Genomic DNA, 14,222 nt, shown 5'->3' with positions numbered 1-14,222 from the left:
ATGGAGTTGTTATGTCCTTACGGATGGAATGTCCCTTGATATCAGAACAGGGGGCCTTCGAACTTAAGCACAGCAAGTTCAAGGGAGTTGATGATGAACACTCAACCAAGGTTGAAAACGAGCACCGCTTTATTTTTGGTGATGACCGCCGGCCTGGCGGGTTGCAGCAGCGGTGGAGGTGGCTCCAAGACCACCATCAGTACGACAAACACTACGCCTCCTGTCACCACCACGACTACGCCGTTGGTGACAGGTCAGGTCGCCAATGAAGTGGGTACCGGACTGGGCGGTGTCGGTGTACTGGTCAGTGATGTGGGCACTACCCTGACCAAAGTTCCAGTGGTCGGCGCAGCCGGTGGGCTGGTGGTTCACACCGGTGACGCCGTGTCGTCCATTACCGACGGCGTGACCAATGGCCTGGGTTCCCTGGGCACTGATAAAAACTCGCTGGGTATCACCGTTGCCGGTGTCACCAACGGGGTCAGCGACGTCGGCAAGGGTGTTTCGTCACTGGGCACTGGTGTCAGCGGTTTGGTCGATAACACACCGATCAGCCAGATTCCGCTCGTGGGGGGCGTTGTGGGCAAAGTCACCGACACCACGGGTGGTCTGGTGAACAAGGTCGGCACCACCGTCACCATGCTCGGCAATACGCTGACGACCAACGTCACCAGCGGTCAATTGGGCAAGGCGACCGGGGGCCTGAATGACAAAGTCGTAGTGCCCGTGATTTCACTGGTCGAGAACGTAACGGGCAAGGTGGGTACAACAACAGGTTTGGGCAAACCAGTGGACGGTTTGCTGAAACAGGTTGGCGGTGTGGTAGGGGGGCTCGGTGACAAAGTGGCGGATACAGGCAATAACCCGGTAACAAACCTGGTCGGGGGTGTGCTGGGTGGTGTGGGCGGCGTGCTGGATAAATCCGGCGGTTATGTCAATCCGCCAGCAGGTGCAGGCACCGGTACAAACACGGGCGGCCTGGGTGGCTTGCTGGGTCTGGGCGGCAATGGTGGCTTGCTTGGTGGCCTGGGCGGTCTGGGCGGGGCAACGGCCTCGACAGGTGGTCAGGTAAACACCGGCACTACGGGTGCGGGCACTACCACCGGTGGCTTGGGTGGTCTTGGCGGCCTGCTCGGCGGTCTGGGCAACCTGGGCAAGAAAAACTAGGCATTGTCCCTCTCCAGGAAGTCTTCGCGAGACGACAGCGCCATGGCTTCGCTCGCGTGGGCCCTGAGGTGCGATTGGGTGATCTACCGTGCAATGTGCCTGAGTGCAACGCCAGGCATCCCGCGGCCGGAACGTCGGGAATAAGCGCGGTGACGATGGCGGTCCCGGCATGCAGGTGTGAACCTGACACCACGGCTGTGCCGCCATTACCTGCGTTCATGTGTTGAAGCGGTATCCTCTCCCGGACCAGTTCCTGCTCCCCCGATCAGATCCTTGATAACGGCATAGCCACACGTGGCAAATGTCACAATCCCGAGTTCACGTCAGACTCCGTTTCCCGGATGCCCAGTGTGTAAAGCGCATGAGCCTGATCGAACGCGTGCAACGCGAGAATAGACCGCTGGCGCCTTCAGACGGGCCCGCGCGTTGGGGTTGTGGCCGAGACACGTCTGCTTTAGGTTATTGAAGGTCACCGTATCTCCCTCATCAACAAGGAAAAATGCAATGAAAGGAAGCTGTGCCTGCGGGGCCGTCGGGTATGAAATTGACAGTATCGACATGCCGGTGAGCCACTGCCATTGTCACTCGTGCCGCAAAACCCATGCCGCAGCATTCGTGACCACGGCGGGTGTTTTGCGTGAGCACTTTCGCTGGACGAAGGGGCAGGAACACCTGAGCAGTTACGAGTCTTCCCCCGGGAAATTGCGTCGCTTTTGCTCGCTGTGCGGCTCTCACCTTGTGGCAGAGCGAACCGCAGCACCGGCTGTGATTGTTCGTGTCGCGACGCTGGACGAGGACCCGGGTGTGCGTGTGCAATATCACATTTGGGTTGATCATGATGCTCCATGGCTCAACCATGAGCATCTTGCGATGCACCCGCAATGGCAGCCGGGGCGCTGAGGTTGTTTTGATGTGCCCAGGCGTTTGAAAAATGGAATTTCATTCAGTATCCAGGAGGCAGGCTTTGGCTTTCACATCACCTGTTCGCACGCTTCGAGAAGTGTCTGAACTTGATTACCACGACAGCAGATCGGTCCAGCTACCTGCACCCATCACGGCGCTTGAAGCCTGGAACCTCATGACGGCCGAACAGGGGCTGCCCATGCGCCTGGCTTTCCGGACCCGGGATGCCATTTCCTCCCTGTTTGGCGTGAAGCGCATCGGTGGTTTCTCCGGCACCCGGCGAGAGGCCGTGCAAGAGGGCGACCATCTGGATTTTTTTCTGGTGGAGCACAGTGCTCCCCGGATGCTGGTGCTGACCGAACGTGACCGGCATCTGGATGTGATGATTTGCCTCTCGATAACCACCGATCATGTGCTGGTGGTTACATCCTCGGTCGTGACCCACAACGCCTATGGCCGTCTCTACATGTTGCCGGTGGGCCCGGCGCACAAGCTCATCGTCAACAGCTACCTCAGGCAAGTGAAACGCAAACTCGCACAGAGGGTTTGAACACCGGTGCGCCAACAGGCTGCATTCAGCCGGGGATCAACTCATTTGTTCTTGCAGGCTTGTTTCTATCAGTTCGGCCAGCAGCCTGGCGGCAGGCGTGAGGTGCTCGTTCACAGCATGCAGCACATACCCCAGGGTCGGAACCGCGGGTAACCCGCGAATAATCGCGAGATGACTCGGCAACCCGATGCGGGTGCGCAGGGTCACTCCCAGTCCGGCTGCAACGGCCGCCCAGATCCCCCCCACGCCAGGGCTGGTCAGTGCAATCCGCCAGGCAATTTTTGCTTCATCCAGCGCCTTGATCGCCGCGCTGCGCATGACGCATGGGGCGTCGAACAGGATCAAGGGCAGTGGCGCGTCGCCAGGCATGTAGCGGGCCGGTGTGTCCCGGGACCCGATCCAGTGCATTTGCGCTTCACCCAGGCGCGTAGCACAGGCGGATGGCTGCCCGGTGTCCCAGGCCAGTGCCAGGTCAAGCCCGTCGCTGTCCATCAGGGCCAGCAGCTGGGCATTGCGCGCGATCCTGACTTCCAGGTTTACCAGGGGATAGCTCATGGCGAACCGGCGCAAAATGTCGCTTAGAAAGTGCTCGCCAAAGTCTTCCTGAAGCCCGAGGCGCACAGTTTCTGGCGTCTGGTGTTCATTTAGCGTCTGGAAAATGCTGTCGTTGAGTTCCAGTAGCCGACGGGCATGAGTCAGCAAGGATTCGCCCATTGGCGTCAGTGCCAGGCCCCGGCCGGATTTGAGCAGGACGGGCGTGCCGATCTGCTCTTCAAGTTTCTTGAGTTGTGCGCTCACGGCAGAGGTCGAACGGCCCAGGCGGCCTGCCGCCTTGGCAAAACTGTTGAGCTCCACGCCGGTCACGAAGGTGCGCAGTACATCGAGGTCGAAGACAGGGCGTCGCATTTGATCATCCACAATTTTGGAACGATGGGCGTCATTTAATCTGATATTCCCAATGGTTGCGACTTGATAGATTTCTCCGGTCAACACTTCACAGGAGCAATGCGTCATGCCGTTTGCACGTATCTCGTTGCACCGGGGCAAGTCTGCCGAGTATTTGCAGGCCCTTTCACAGGGGCTGCACGATGCGTTGGTCCAGAGTTTCGAAGTGCCGCTGGCTGACCGGTTCCAGGTCATTGACCAGCATGAAGCAGGCGAGCTGATTTTCGATCCGGGCTACCTCGGCGGGCCGCGCAGTCATGACTTTGTCTTGATCGCCATAACGGCAGGGCGCCCGCGTTCGACACTGACCAAGCAGCGCTTTTATCAAGACCTGGTCACCAAACTGAACCGTGCCACAGGCCTGGACCCTGAGGATGTCATGGTGATCGTGACCACCACAGAGGCCGAGGCCTGGTCATTCGGGGGCGGGCGGGGCAACTGAACAATGCTGAGGTGGGGCGGGCTTGCTCGCGATGGCATCGCCCCCGCCTCAGAGCCTGCTCAAGGCACTGTTTTCATCTGCACAATCGGCTCATTGCGCGCACGTGCCACGCTCAATCCCAGCAGCCCGCCGATCACCAGGGCGCCGGCCATGAAATACATGGCCGCCTGGGTGTTGCCGGTTAGCTGGGTCAACCAGCCCACCACGATCGTGCTGAAAAAACCGGCGACATTGCCCAGCGAGTTAATCAGTGCGATCCCGGCCGCCGCCGCTGCGCCCCCCACCACGGCGGTGGGCATGCCCCAGAACACCGGCAGACTGCTGATCATCGCCGCGGTGCCGACAGTCAGGCCGATCATCGACAACCACAGGCTGGCCCCGAACAGGGTGCCGAACACCACGCCGCCAGCGCCGATGAACGCGCAGATCGCGAGGTGCCAGCGATACTCGCGAAAGCGGTCGCTGCTGCGCCCGACCAGCACCATGCTCACGGCCGCGACGGAGTAGGGAATGGCGCTGAGCACGCCGATTGCCCAGGGCTCGGCTACACCGTTGTTGCGGATGATGGTCGGCATCCAGAAGCTGATCACGTATTGCCCCAGCACCAGGCAAAAGTAGACCGCCCCCAGCAACCAGATTTTCGGGTTCAGCAAGCCATCGCGCACTGAATGGTGGGCTTTTGCCTTGGCTTCGCGATCCAGCGCGGCCTGCATGCCGCGTTTTTCCTCGCTGCTGAGCCAGTGGGCATCTGCAATGCGGTCGCGCAGCAGGAAGAACACCGCGCCACCCAATGCCACTGCCGGCAATCCTTCAATCACGAACAGCCATTGCCAGCCGGCGTAACCTACCACGCCATCGAGTGTTTGCATGATCAAACCGGAAATCAGCGAGCCGAGCATGCTGGAGATCGGCAAGGCGGCGATGAACAGTGAAATCATCACCCCGCGACGATGGCTCGGGAACCAGGTGGTGAGGTAGAAAATGATCCCGGGAAAGAAACCGGCTTCAGCGATGCCAATCAGAAAACGCAGCAGGTAGAAGCTCATGGGCGTTTCGACGAACATCATGGCTGCCGACAGCAGGCCCCAGGTCATCATGATCCGGGCAATCCAGCGCCGGGCGCCGAATTTGTGCAGCGCGATATTGCTGGGGATCTCGAACATCAGGTAACCGACGAAGAACACCCCGGCCCCCAACCCGTAGACCGCTTCGCTGAACTTCAAGTCATCGAGCATCTGCAACTTGGCGAAGCCGACATTGACCCGGTCCAGATAAGCGACCAGGTAACAGACCATCAGCAACGGAATGACCCGCCACGCGGTTTTACGGTAGGCCGAATGCAGTGCGTGGTCCGGCATGTCACCGGGGAGCGGCGATAAGGTGTTCATCTCGAGCCTCTTTCTTGTTGTTGTAGGGGCGATGTTGAAATGGCATGGCTTACGGATCGAGTGCACGACCTCCTGGCCAGTCACCGTTCTGGCACATGCCCCCCACGATTTCGCGGATCAGCTCGCTGATCAGGGTTTTAAGATGGCTGGCGGGCATTGAGGCACAGCTGCAGATGCCCAGGATCCGGGACACCCCTTGAGCGGCAATCCGGTGGGCGACCAGGCGGCCGTCCCCGATCTCTCGCATGGCCAGGTTCAGCGGCATGATGGTGTGGCCAATACCGGCCTCGACTGCACTTTTGAGGATGTGTACGGAATTGACCTCCATTGCGATTTGTCCCGCTGCCAACCCGCGCTGTTTTACCGCGTGTTCGACCACGGTGCGGGTGCAGTGACCGTGGGCCTGGCTGGGAAACACCAGGGGGCGGGCCAGTGCCTGCTCCAGAGAGACCTCCCCGGCGGGTGGTGCGTCAGGCGCATTGGCCCGGTGTATCAGGTAAAAATCTTCTTCGATCAACGCGCTGAACAGCACCTGCGGGGGCAAATCAAGGGAGGTAAACAGGGCCAGGTCAACCCGACCGTGGAGCAGTTGGTCCATGACGTTCCCGGTCAGCTCTTCGTTGAGATGGAACGCCACTTGTGGGTAACGGGCCGCCACGGCGCGCATCAGCGGCATGGCCAGAATGGTTGCGACACTTTGTGGCAATGCCACTGTAATCGATCCGCTGACTTGATCCTGACTGCTGCTGACGGCAGCACGGGCGTCGGTCAAATGTTTGAGCATGCCCTGGGCATATTCGTAAAAGACCTTGCCGGCTTCGCTTGCGACGACGCCGTTGTGGCTGCGATGGAACAACTGCACCCCCAGATCATCCTCCAGCGCGGACATCTGCTTGCTCAACGCCGATTGCGCCACATGCACCTGGCGTGCGGCCCTGGACAAGCTGCCGCAATCGATGACGGCGACAAAGTATTTGATCTGGCGGATTTCCATTGAGGCGCTTCCTGCAGGGCTCGAATGTACGGGGGCCGATGATGGTACAGCGCGTCAGCCTGTCGAGTGCCCGCGAGGGAAAATCTTCCCGGGGTTCATCAGTTGCTTGGGGTCCAGTGCTGCCTTGATCGCCTGCATGACGCTCACGGCGTTGGCTCCGTGTTCGACTGCCATAAAGTGTTGCTTGGTCAGCCCTATGCCGTGCTCGCCGGTGCAACTGCCTTGCATGGCAATCGCCCGCTCGGCCAGTCGATGGGCCACCGCTTCGGCGCGCTCGACTTCGTCCGGGTTCAGGGGGTCGACCAGAATCAGCGCGTGGAAGTTGCCATCGCCCACGTGGCCGAAAATCGGGGCGAGAAAACCATTCTCGGCAAGGTCCTCGGCAGTGGCCTCAATGCATTCGGCCAGTCGTGAAATCGGCACCACCGCATCGGTGGTCAGGGAGCGGCAACCGGGACGAAGGGCCAGGGAGGCGAAATAGGCGTCATGCCGTGCCTGCCACAAGCGGCTGCGATCTTCGGGATGGACCGCCCATTCAAAGTCCAGCCCCTGGTGCTCGTCGGCGACCATGCGCACCGTCTCGATCTGCTCCTTCACGCCCGCTTCAGAACCATGCAGTTCAAAGAACAGGGAGGGCGCTTCGCGCAGTTGCGTGCTGCTGTAGGCGTTGAGCGCTCGCATCGTCAAGGCGTCGAGCAATTCGATGCGGGCGATTGGCACGCCCAGCTGGATGGTCTGAATGACCGCGCGTACGGCCAGATCGACACTCGGAAAACGGCACACGGCGGCCGAAATGGCTTCAGGAATCGGGTGCAGCTTGACCGTCAGCTCGGCGATGGTCGCCAGCGTACCGCCCGAGCCCACCAGCAAATGGGTCAAGTCGTATCCCGAAGAAGACTTGCGCGCACGTCCACCGGTATTGATCACTCGACCATCGGCCAGCACTGCAGTCATGGCCAGCACGTTTTCACGCATGGTGCCGTAGCGTACGGCGTTGGTTCCGGAGGCACGCGTGGCTGCCATGCCGCCCAGGGACGCGTCGGCGCCGGGATCGATCGGGAAGAACAACCCGGTGCCATGCAGCGCGGCATTCAACTGCTTGCGCGTCACGCCCGGCTGTACGGTGGCGTCCATATCGTCGACCCGGATATCAATAATCCGGTTCATGCCTGACACATCAATGCTCACGCCGCCGTGGGACGCCTGCAACCAGCCTTCCAGAGAGGTGCCGCTGCCATAGGCGATCATCGGCACATCGTGGCGATAGCACGCGGCGCTGATGTTGACGATATCTTCCAGGCTGTTGGCGTAGGCCACGGCATCCGGCGGCATGGGGTCGAGTGCGGAAATATCGCTGCCATGATGCTCGCGCACGCTGGCCGAAGTGGAGAATCGTGTGCCGAGCAAGTCGCTTAATTGATCGCGCAACATTTCGGGCAGGGGCGGGTGTTCGCAGGCAGCAGGAAGGGACATCAAGCACTCTCCGGTTTTTGTGCGCCGCGTGAAGCTGGCGGCATTTGTAAGGAGTCATGACTTATCTTAGGCAGCCTTTGGTACACACTTGTAGTGCTGATTTCAGATGGTGCCATCTCTTTTGGATATGGCTGATTTACCGCTTGTTGTGCTGTGCCCGCCCGGGCAGATACCCTCTGGCGGATGATAGACAAGGAGCCGTTCATGGAAACGACAGTCAGAATCGCCAATCAGGCAGACATCAGCGCCATCTTTGATATTCGAACCAGTGTCACGGAGAACCACCTCTCCCATGATCAGTTGAGCGAAATGGGCATTACGCCCCAAGCCATCCGAGAGGCTATCCAGGCTTCGCCGTGTGTGTGGGTGGCAGAGGTTGAGGGTGTGCCTGTCGGGTTTTCCATGGCTGACGCTGAAGATGGCTGCGTGTTTGCCGCGTTTGTCCGGCCTGGGTTCGAGGGGCGCGGATTAGGTAGCCGCCTGATGGCCAGGGCCGAGGAATTCCTGTTCCAGCACCACCGCACCATATGGCTTGAAACCGCTGAAAACAGTCGTGCCAGCGGCTTCTATCGAAGCCTGGGCTGGCAGGTGGTGGAGAAACTGCCTGAGGGTGATGTGTGTTTTGAAAAGTCATTGAGCGAGTATCGGCTTGGGCTTTGTGAACCCGTAGCAGGAAAGGACATGGTCATTCGCTTGACGCATACCAGGGACTGGATGCTTTTGAAGCACGTACGCCTTGCAGCACTTTTGGACGCACCCACAGCGTTTGGAGTGAGCCATGAAACGGCGGCCAATGACACCGATGCCCAGTGGCAAGAGCGCGCTTCGTCAGAAGTCGGGACGAAATTCTGGTTGGCCATCAAGGACGGCAAGCCGGTTGGCATGATCGGGGCCGTGATCCAGGGCCACCGTTACAACGTGATCGCAATGTGGGTCGCACCTGACTTTCGCGGTTCTGGCGCAGCCGCTCAACTGGTGGGCGCTGTCAAACGCCAGGCGTTGCAGGACGGGCATGAGTTCATTTATCTGGACGTATCTGCGGACAACGCAAGGGCCTCCAGCTTCTACCTGAAACACGGTTTCATCTTTATGAATGAGTGGGAAACTTTAGAAAGCCACCCCCATATAAAAGTCCAGACCATGACGTGCGCGGTGCGCAAATAACCGCACTTGCTTCAGTCAAATGAATACTTGGATTTAATTAAAGTATTCATTTGAATTGAAGTTTTTAATTGAACAGTTCGTCAGCAACTTATGCTGTTTTACGTCATGCCCATGTGCAAACCATTGTCAGGGCGAGTGAGCGTAAACGCTTTCATCAATCATGTTTTGCAGGCTCACACTGTTGAGCTGTTTACAGGCGTCTTCAGCGTCTCCTCGGGTTGGATAGCTCTCGGGCAGCCTGCACAGGGCCTCACAGTCATAAATGTTGAAACCTATCGGGCCGGTGGTGCAATAAAAGCGCGATCCAATGCGCATTGATCCCGTCTCCTTGGGCACGGCGGGGACAACCACGAATCTAGGCATCACGGTATTCCTGTTTTTTATTTTTTATGTTGGCAGTTGTAAGGAATAGCGCTGCTTTGTAAGTAGATCAAGTAAGCACTTACGGGATCCGATGAGTAACCCTTGCTACCGATAACCATTCTATTTTGCCAATGCGACTCTGACTCGACAGTGCTGTGATGGAGTGTCTTGGAGTGGCCGTTTAAAGTTTGGCGTCAAGTACGCAGGTCGGTTCTGATAACCCACAAAGTTGCCGATTGCAATCCGGTTTACCTGACCACGTTAAAGCGGCAGACCTGCCCGCCACGCACCATGCATTCAAGATGCTCTGCCTTGCCACCGCCCAGGGCACCGATCAATGCCAGGTCCAGTTCGCACACCACGGGATGGGCTTTGGCCAACTGATGAAAAATGCAGTTGTGGGCCACAATCTCCGGTTCGCCCGATGATCTGAAGAACACCTGCGCTTCGTATCCCGAGTGGTTCATGTACTGAACGATGCGCGCTTCATCGACAACTTCAGGTTCAAGATCGCTGGCCAGCTTGCGGCCCAGGCCCTGCATCAACTGGGACAGCGCCTGCTCTCCGAGCAGACCTGCGACCTGATCGATCAGCAAGTTGGCCAGCAGCGGGTATTGGCGCGGGAACAGCTCCTTTGCGTGGTCGGTCAATTGGTGGAGCTGTTCGGGGCGCCGCCCGGTGGGCCTGGTGGCGCCCCGCATGACCAGACCGTCGCGCTCCAGCGCAGCAAGATGCTGGCGAATCGCAGTGCGTGTCACCCCCAGACTGTGGGCAAGCTCATCAATGCTCATTCCCGTAGGTGAGTACAGCAATGCCTTCAACAAGTCCTGTTGGGTTCGCCCCATTCCTTCCAGCATCTGTCCGGCTCCTGCTTGCAGTCAAAATTTATCGGGGAATTGTTTGATCAAGCCCGCCGTCAAGGCATCGGCAAGGGCAAGGATGTGTGTACGCATCATGCCCCAGGTCTGGGCCTCACCCTTGTAATCCTTGGCGGCCAGCTGTTCGATCTGTGTCACATGGTGAGCGCCGTGGGCACTCAGCATGGCTTGCAGCGTGGGCTCGGGTAAATAGGGATTGGCCTTGGCCAGAAAGGCGGCCAACGACTTGGCATTCGCAGACAACTCAGCGATTGCGGCCTGTTGACCGGCTTTGTCGTTGGCGGCCCGTGCATCACTGTAGTGTTTTACCGCCCCCCAATGCCCGGCGAGGAGTGTGAGCAACTGGTCGGCCGCCGGTTGCCCATAAAGTGGGGCAATGCTGTTGGCGATGGCCTTGGCATTACTGACGACCTCGTTTTGGGCTATGGCGGCTTGTGCCGCATTGCCGTCCTGATTGGCTATCGCATAATTTCTGATCCAGAAAATATGCTCCACCCACAGGTCGCGAAGGGCCATTTGGGTAGTGAGCGCCGTTGCACTGGTGGCGCTGGCCTGGGGCGGGTTGCTGGCCTGACTCCAGGCCGGTTGGGCAAGCAGGGAAAGCAGGAGCACTATCGCAGTCTTGATGTTCATGGCAGGACCCTCTGAGTCGAATAATCCAACAATATTAATTTAAGCATCAAAATATGTTTTTATTGGATTTGCAGTGCGATTCCGATCGGTGGTCGCGGGGAACTCATGTCGCCGCTGACGAGTAGAACGAGGCTGCGATCGAGATGGTGCGCCACTGCGACGTAGCGGTCGCAAATCCGGTACACGCGGTATGCCAGATTAACCGTGGAAGCCGACTTTACGACTGCTTCGCAGCCGATCGCAGCCGATCGCAGCCTCGCACGGCTCGTCAGCGACTACAGATTCTTCACCCATCTCGCGTGTAGTCGCTGACGAGTAGAACGAGGCTGCGATCGAGCGCGAAGCGGTCGCAAAACCGGTACACGCGGTACACCTGATTAACCGTGGAAGCCGACTTTACGACTGCTTCGCAGCCGATCGCAGCCTCGCACGGCTCGTCAGCGACTACAGATTCTTCACCCATCCCGCGTGTAGTCGCTGACGAGTAGTACGAGGCTGCGATCGAGATGGTGCGCCACTGCGACGTAGCGGTCGCAAAACCGGTACACGCGGTACCAGATTAACCGTGGAAGCCGACTTTACGACTGCTGCGCAGCCGATCGCAGCCTCGCACGGCTCGTCAGCGACTACAGATTCTTCACCCATCCCGCGTGTAGTCGCTGACGAGTAGAACGAGGCTGCGATCGAGATGGTGCGCCACTGCGACGTAGCGGTCGCAAATCCGGTACACGCGGTATGCCAGATTAACCGTGGAAGCCGACTTTACGACTGCTGCGCAGCCGAACCCAGCCTCGCATAGCTCGTCAACTGCTACGGAGTGGGGCAGGCGTTTGATGATCAATGAATGCTGGAGGCCAGTTCGAAAATCGGGATGTACATCAAGATCACGATGACCCCGATCAGCAGGCCGATGAAGGTCATCAGCAGGGGCTCGAACAGGCGTACGAACCATTCGATCCAGCGACCGACTTCTTCGTCATAGAAGTCGGCGCTGCGCTCCATCATCTGCCCCAGATTACCGGACTGTTCACCCGCCCTCAGCAGGCGCAGGGAGACTGGCGTCACCAAGTGGTTGAGCTCCAGCGCCGCCGACAGCGACTGACCTTCGCGCACCCGTTCGCAGGCCTGATCCAGGCGCTGGCTGGACGCCACCGTCAGCAGACCACGGACCATTCCCATGGCCGTCACCAGCGGAATGCCGCCTTGCAGCAAAATGCCCAGGGAGCGATAAAATCGCGCCAGTTCGTACATGACGATGCGCTGATGGACCGCCGGCACTTTTTCGATCAATCGGCCAACCGCCCGACGAAAGGCCGGTCGGCGCTGGAGGAAGGAGATGGCAACGATGATTGCCACCACGGCACCGAAAAACTCGCCCTGATGGGCGTGCAGGAACATCCCGCCATTCATCAGCACCTGCGACAACCACGGCAAATTCTCGCCCAGGCCTTCGAACACTAGGCTGAAGCGGGGCACCACGTAACCCATCAAGAACAGCACCACGCCACTGCCCACCACCAGCAGGAGGAGAGGGTAGATCGATGCACTGATGATCTTCTGCCGAACCTCGTCCATGCGCTGCCGGTAGCTGACATACCGCCCCAGCGCCTCACCCACGGCCCCGGTTTTCTCGCTCGATTGCACCAGGGCAACGTACAGCGGAGGGAACACCGCCGACAATTGGGCTAATGCCTGTGAGAAGGATTTGCCCTCGTACAGCAGGCGAACCAGCTCACTCAAGGTTTTACGGGCCTGGGGGGCGTTTTCCTTTTCGGCCAGGCTTTCCAGCGCATCGATCAACGGCAGACCGGCGTTGAGCAAGGTGGTCAACTCCTGGCTGAACAACACCAGGTTGAAGGTCTCGCGCTGATGCAGATGCCACGCCCGCCAGCGGCGCTCGGCCTGCAGGCTGACCACGCGCATGCCCTGATCCTCGACCATGCGCCGGGCTTCGCTCTCGCCCTGAGCTTCGACGGTCATCGAGACCACACCGGTTTTGCCCACTGCCTTGAGATGAAAGCGCATGGTTGCGACTCCCGTCATTGCCAGCTGGTGATTTCGGCGTTTTCGCCTTCTCCACCGGGTTGTCCGTCCTTGCCCAGGGACAGCAGGTCGTACTCACCGTTTTCACCGGGGTAGCGGTAGGTGTAGTTGCGCCCCCACGGGTCCTGGGGCAGCTTTTTCTGCAGGTACGGGCCTGTCCAGCGGGTTTCATCGCTGGGCGCTGTGACCAGTGCCTGCAAGCCTTGTTCAGTGGAAGGGTAATGGCCGACTTCCAGCCGGTACAAATCCAGAGCCTTGCCCAGGCCCTCGATTTGCGCCTTGGCCACTTTCACTTCGGAACGGCCCAGCTGGGCGAAATACTTCGGCGCGACGATGCCCGCCAATAGCCCGAGGACCACCAGTACCACCAACAATTCGAGCAGGGTGAACCCGTGCTGGGTTCGCGGTGCATGACACATACGCTGATTCATGATGACCTCACTCAGTGGGCAGCACAGTCGCCAGCAAGGCTTATGCAATTGCCATGCTCAGACCTCCCGACCTGGCTGTAACCCCCGTATACCGGCCCTTGTGCGTTACGGCGCGGTGCTTGCATAGGGCTACCTCGCGATCACCCATTGGGGCATTACCCCCATTTCCAGGGGCCGGTCGGGGGAGGTAGAAATGACCAGGACAATGACCACGACACTGCTTGGCGCATTGCTGATGAGCGCTGTCGTACACGCCGATGTGTTTGTATCCCGGGATGCCAATGGCAGCTACGTGCTGTCCAACGTTCACCGCCCCGGGCGGCATTATGAACGTGTGATTCGCGAGTCGGCAGAGGTCCAGGCCCAGACCGGCATTGATCAACAGCCGCAGATGATTGCCGCACAACCCTATGCCGAGATGGTGCTGGCGGCAGCGGCTGCCAATGAGTTACCGGCTGCGCTGTTGTCCGCAGTAATTCAGCACGAGTCCAACTACGACCCCAGGGCAACATCACCCAAAGGTGCGGGCGGGTTGATGCAGTTGATGCCCGATACAGCCCGGGAGATGGGGGTCACGGACGTCTACGACCCCCAGTCCAATATTCAGGGCGGGGCCAAGTACCTCAAACGCATGATGACCCTGTTCGGCAACGATATTGCCCTGGCCGTAGCGGCCTACAACGCCGGGCCGCAAGCCGTGCTCAGTCGTGGTGGAGTGATTCCTCCGTTTGCCGAAACCCAGCGTTATGTGCCCAGCGTCCTGCGCCAGTACCGGCGTTTGCAGGGTCTGCCTGCGGACTCGCCGCTGTGAGCCCGGTGTCGGGGCTGTGTCCCCGATTGTTGGGTCG

15 protein-coding genes and 1 pseudogene are annotated in these 14,222 nt (G+C 59.3%); 7 read left to right on the top strand and 9 right to left on the bottom strand.

Translation table 11 applies throughout. From position 1 onward, the window contains the following. Nucleotides 1-93: 93 nt before the first annotated feature. The 3 genes from VSQ83_RS13365 to VSQ83_RS13355 all read left to right on the top strand — a co-directional run bounded on the left by VSQ83_RS13365 (nt 94) and on the right by VSQ83_RS13355 (nt 2,620). A complete protein-coding gene (locus VSQ83_RS13365; protein WP_326426988.1) occupies nt 94-1,167 on the top strand; it encodes a collagen-like triple helix repeat-containing protein in 1,074 nt (357 codons plus the stop codon). Between the two features lie 504 nt (nt 1,168-1,671). After that, nucleotides 1,672-2,067 (top strand): GFA family protein, encoded by a 396-nt coding sequence (locus VSQ83_RS13360; protein ID WP_219262765.1) that lies wholly within the window; start codon nt 1,672-1,674, stop codon nt 2,065-2,067. A 31-nt stretch (nt 2,068-2,098) separates the two neighbouring features. Next, nucleotides 2,099-2,620 (top strand): DUF2867 domain-containing protein, encoded by a 522-nt coding sequence (locus VSQ83_RS13355; protein WP_219262766.1) that lies wholly within the window; start codon nt 2,099-2,101, stop codon nt 2,618-2,620. A 36-nt stretch (nt 2,621-2,656) separates the two neighbouring features. On the opposite strand, the gene VSQ83_RS13350 is transcribed toward VSQ83_RS13355, so the two are convergent. Next, entirely contained in the window at nt 2,657-3,526 is an 870-nt protein-coding gene (locus tag VSQ83_RS13350) for a LysR substrate-binding domain-containing protein (protein WP_326426987.1), read from the bottom strand. Between the two features lie 106 nt (nt 3,527-3,632). Between VSQ83_RS13350 and VSQ83_RS13345 the strand changes: the two genes are divergently transcribed. Continuing rightward, nucleotides 3,633-4,007: a tautomerase family protein gene (locus VSQ83_RS13345; protein ID WP_326426986.1), complete on the top strand. Its 375-nt coding sequence runs from the start codon at nt 3,633-3,635 to the stop codon at nt 4,005-4,007. Nucleotides 4,008-4,066: 59 nt separating this feature from the next. Here the strand turns inward: VSQ83_RS13345 and VSQ83_RS13340 are convergent, their stop codons facing one another. Genes VSQ83_RS13340 through VSQ83_RS13330 form a run of 3 tightly spaced genes read right to left on the bottom strand, consistent with a single transcriptional unit; the run spans nt 4,067 to nt 7,862 of the window. Then, a complete protein-coding gene (locus VSQ83_RS13340; RefSeq protein ID WP_326426985.1) occupies nt 4,067-5,395 on the bottom strand; it encodes an MFS transporter in 1,329 nt (442 codons plus the stop codon). A gap of 49 nt (nt 5,396-5,444) precedes the next feature. Next, on the bottom strand, nt 5,445-6,389 hold the full coding sequence (locus VSQ83_RS13335) for a LysR family transcriptional regulator (protein WP_219262769.1): 945 nt from the start codon (nt 6,387-6,389) through the stop codon (nt 5,445-5,447). A gap of 54 nt (nt 6,390-6,443) precedes the next feature. Further along, entirely contained in the window at nt 6,444-7,862 is a 1,419-nt protein-coding gene (locus tag VSQ83_RS13330) for an FAD-binding oxidoreductase (RefSeq protein ID WP_219262770.1), read from the bottom strand. Nucleotides 7,863-8,045: 183 nt separating this feature from the next. On the opposite strand from VSQ83_RS13330, the pseudogene VSQ83_RS13325 reads away from it, so the two are divergent. Both VSQ83_RS13325 and VSQ83_RS13320 read left to right on the top strand, forming a co-directional pair. Next, nucleotides 8,046-8,450, top strand: a pseudogene (locus tag VSQ83_RS13325) (GNAT family N-acetyltransferase); the annotation flags it as partial. Nucleotides 8,451-8,543: 93 nt separating this feature from the next. After that, nucleotides 8,544-9,026, top strand: coding sequence for a GNAT family N-acetyltransferase (locus VSQ83_RS13320; protein WP_219262780.1), 483 nt, complete (start codon nt 8,544-8,546; stop codon nt 9,024-9,026). Nucleotides 9,027-9,152: 126 nt separating this feature from the next. Here the strand turns inward: VSQ83_RS13320 and VSQ83_RS13315 are convergent, their stop codons facing one another. From VSQ83_RS13315 to gspG, 5 genes are all read right to left on the bottom strand, one after another. Then, entirely contained in the window at nt 9,153-9,341 is a 189-nt protein-coding gene (locus VSQ83_RS13315) for a hypothetical protein (protein ID WP_326426984.1), read from the bottom strand. A gap of 296 nt (nt 9,342-9,637) precedes the next feature. Then, entirely contained in the window at nt 9,638-10,246 is a 609-nt protein-coding gene (locus tag VSQ83_RS13310) for a helix-turn-helix transcriptional regulator (protein ID WP_326426983.1), read from the bottom strand. A gap of 21 nt (nt 10,247-10,267) precedes the next feature. Next, on the bottom strand, nt 10,268-10,900 hold the full coding sequence (locus VSQ83_RS13305; RefSeq protein ID WP_326426982.1) for a hypothetical protein: 633 nt from the start codon (nt 10,898-10,900) through the stop codon (nt 10,268-10,270). Between the two features lie 837 nt (nt 10,901-11,737). Then, on the bottom strand, nt 11,738-12,925 hold the full coding sequence (locus VSQ83_RS13300) for a type II secretion system F family protein (RefSeq protein WP_326426981.1): 1,188 nt from the start codon (nt 12,923-12,925) through the stop codon (nt 11,738-11,740). A 14-nt stretch (nt 12,926-12,939) separates the two neighbouring features. Then, on the bottom strand, nt 12,940-13,374 hold the full coding sequence (gene gspG / locus VSQ83_RS13295; RefSeq protein WP_133079427.1) for a type II secretion system major pseudopilin GspG: 435 nt from the start codon (nt 13,372-13,374) through the stop codon (nt 12,940-12,942). Nucleotides 13,375-13,567: 193 nt separating this feature from the next. Here gspG and VSQ83_RS13290 point away from each other — a divergent pair, with 193 nt between their 5' ends. Beyond that, nucleotides 13,568-14,185, top strand: coding sequence for a lytic transglycosylase domain-containing protein (locus tag VSQ83_RS13290; RefSeq protein WP_133079428.1), 618 nt, complete (start codon nt 13,568-13,570; stop codon nt 14,183-14,185). The last annotated feature ends 37 nt before the right edge of the window (nt 14,186-14,222 follow it).

The sequence above is a fragment of the Pseudomonas sp. DSV-1 genome (assembly GCF_035830915.1).
Lineage (GTDB): Bacteria > Pseudomonadota > Gammaproteobacteria > Pseudomonadales > Pseudomonadaceae > Aquipseudomonas.
The sequence above is the reverse complement of the archived record's forward strand: the minus strand, read 5'-3'. Positions and strand labels throughout refer to the sequence as shown.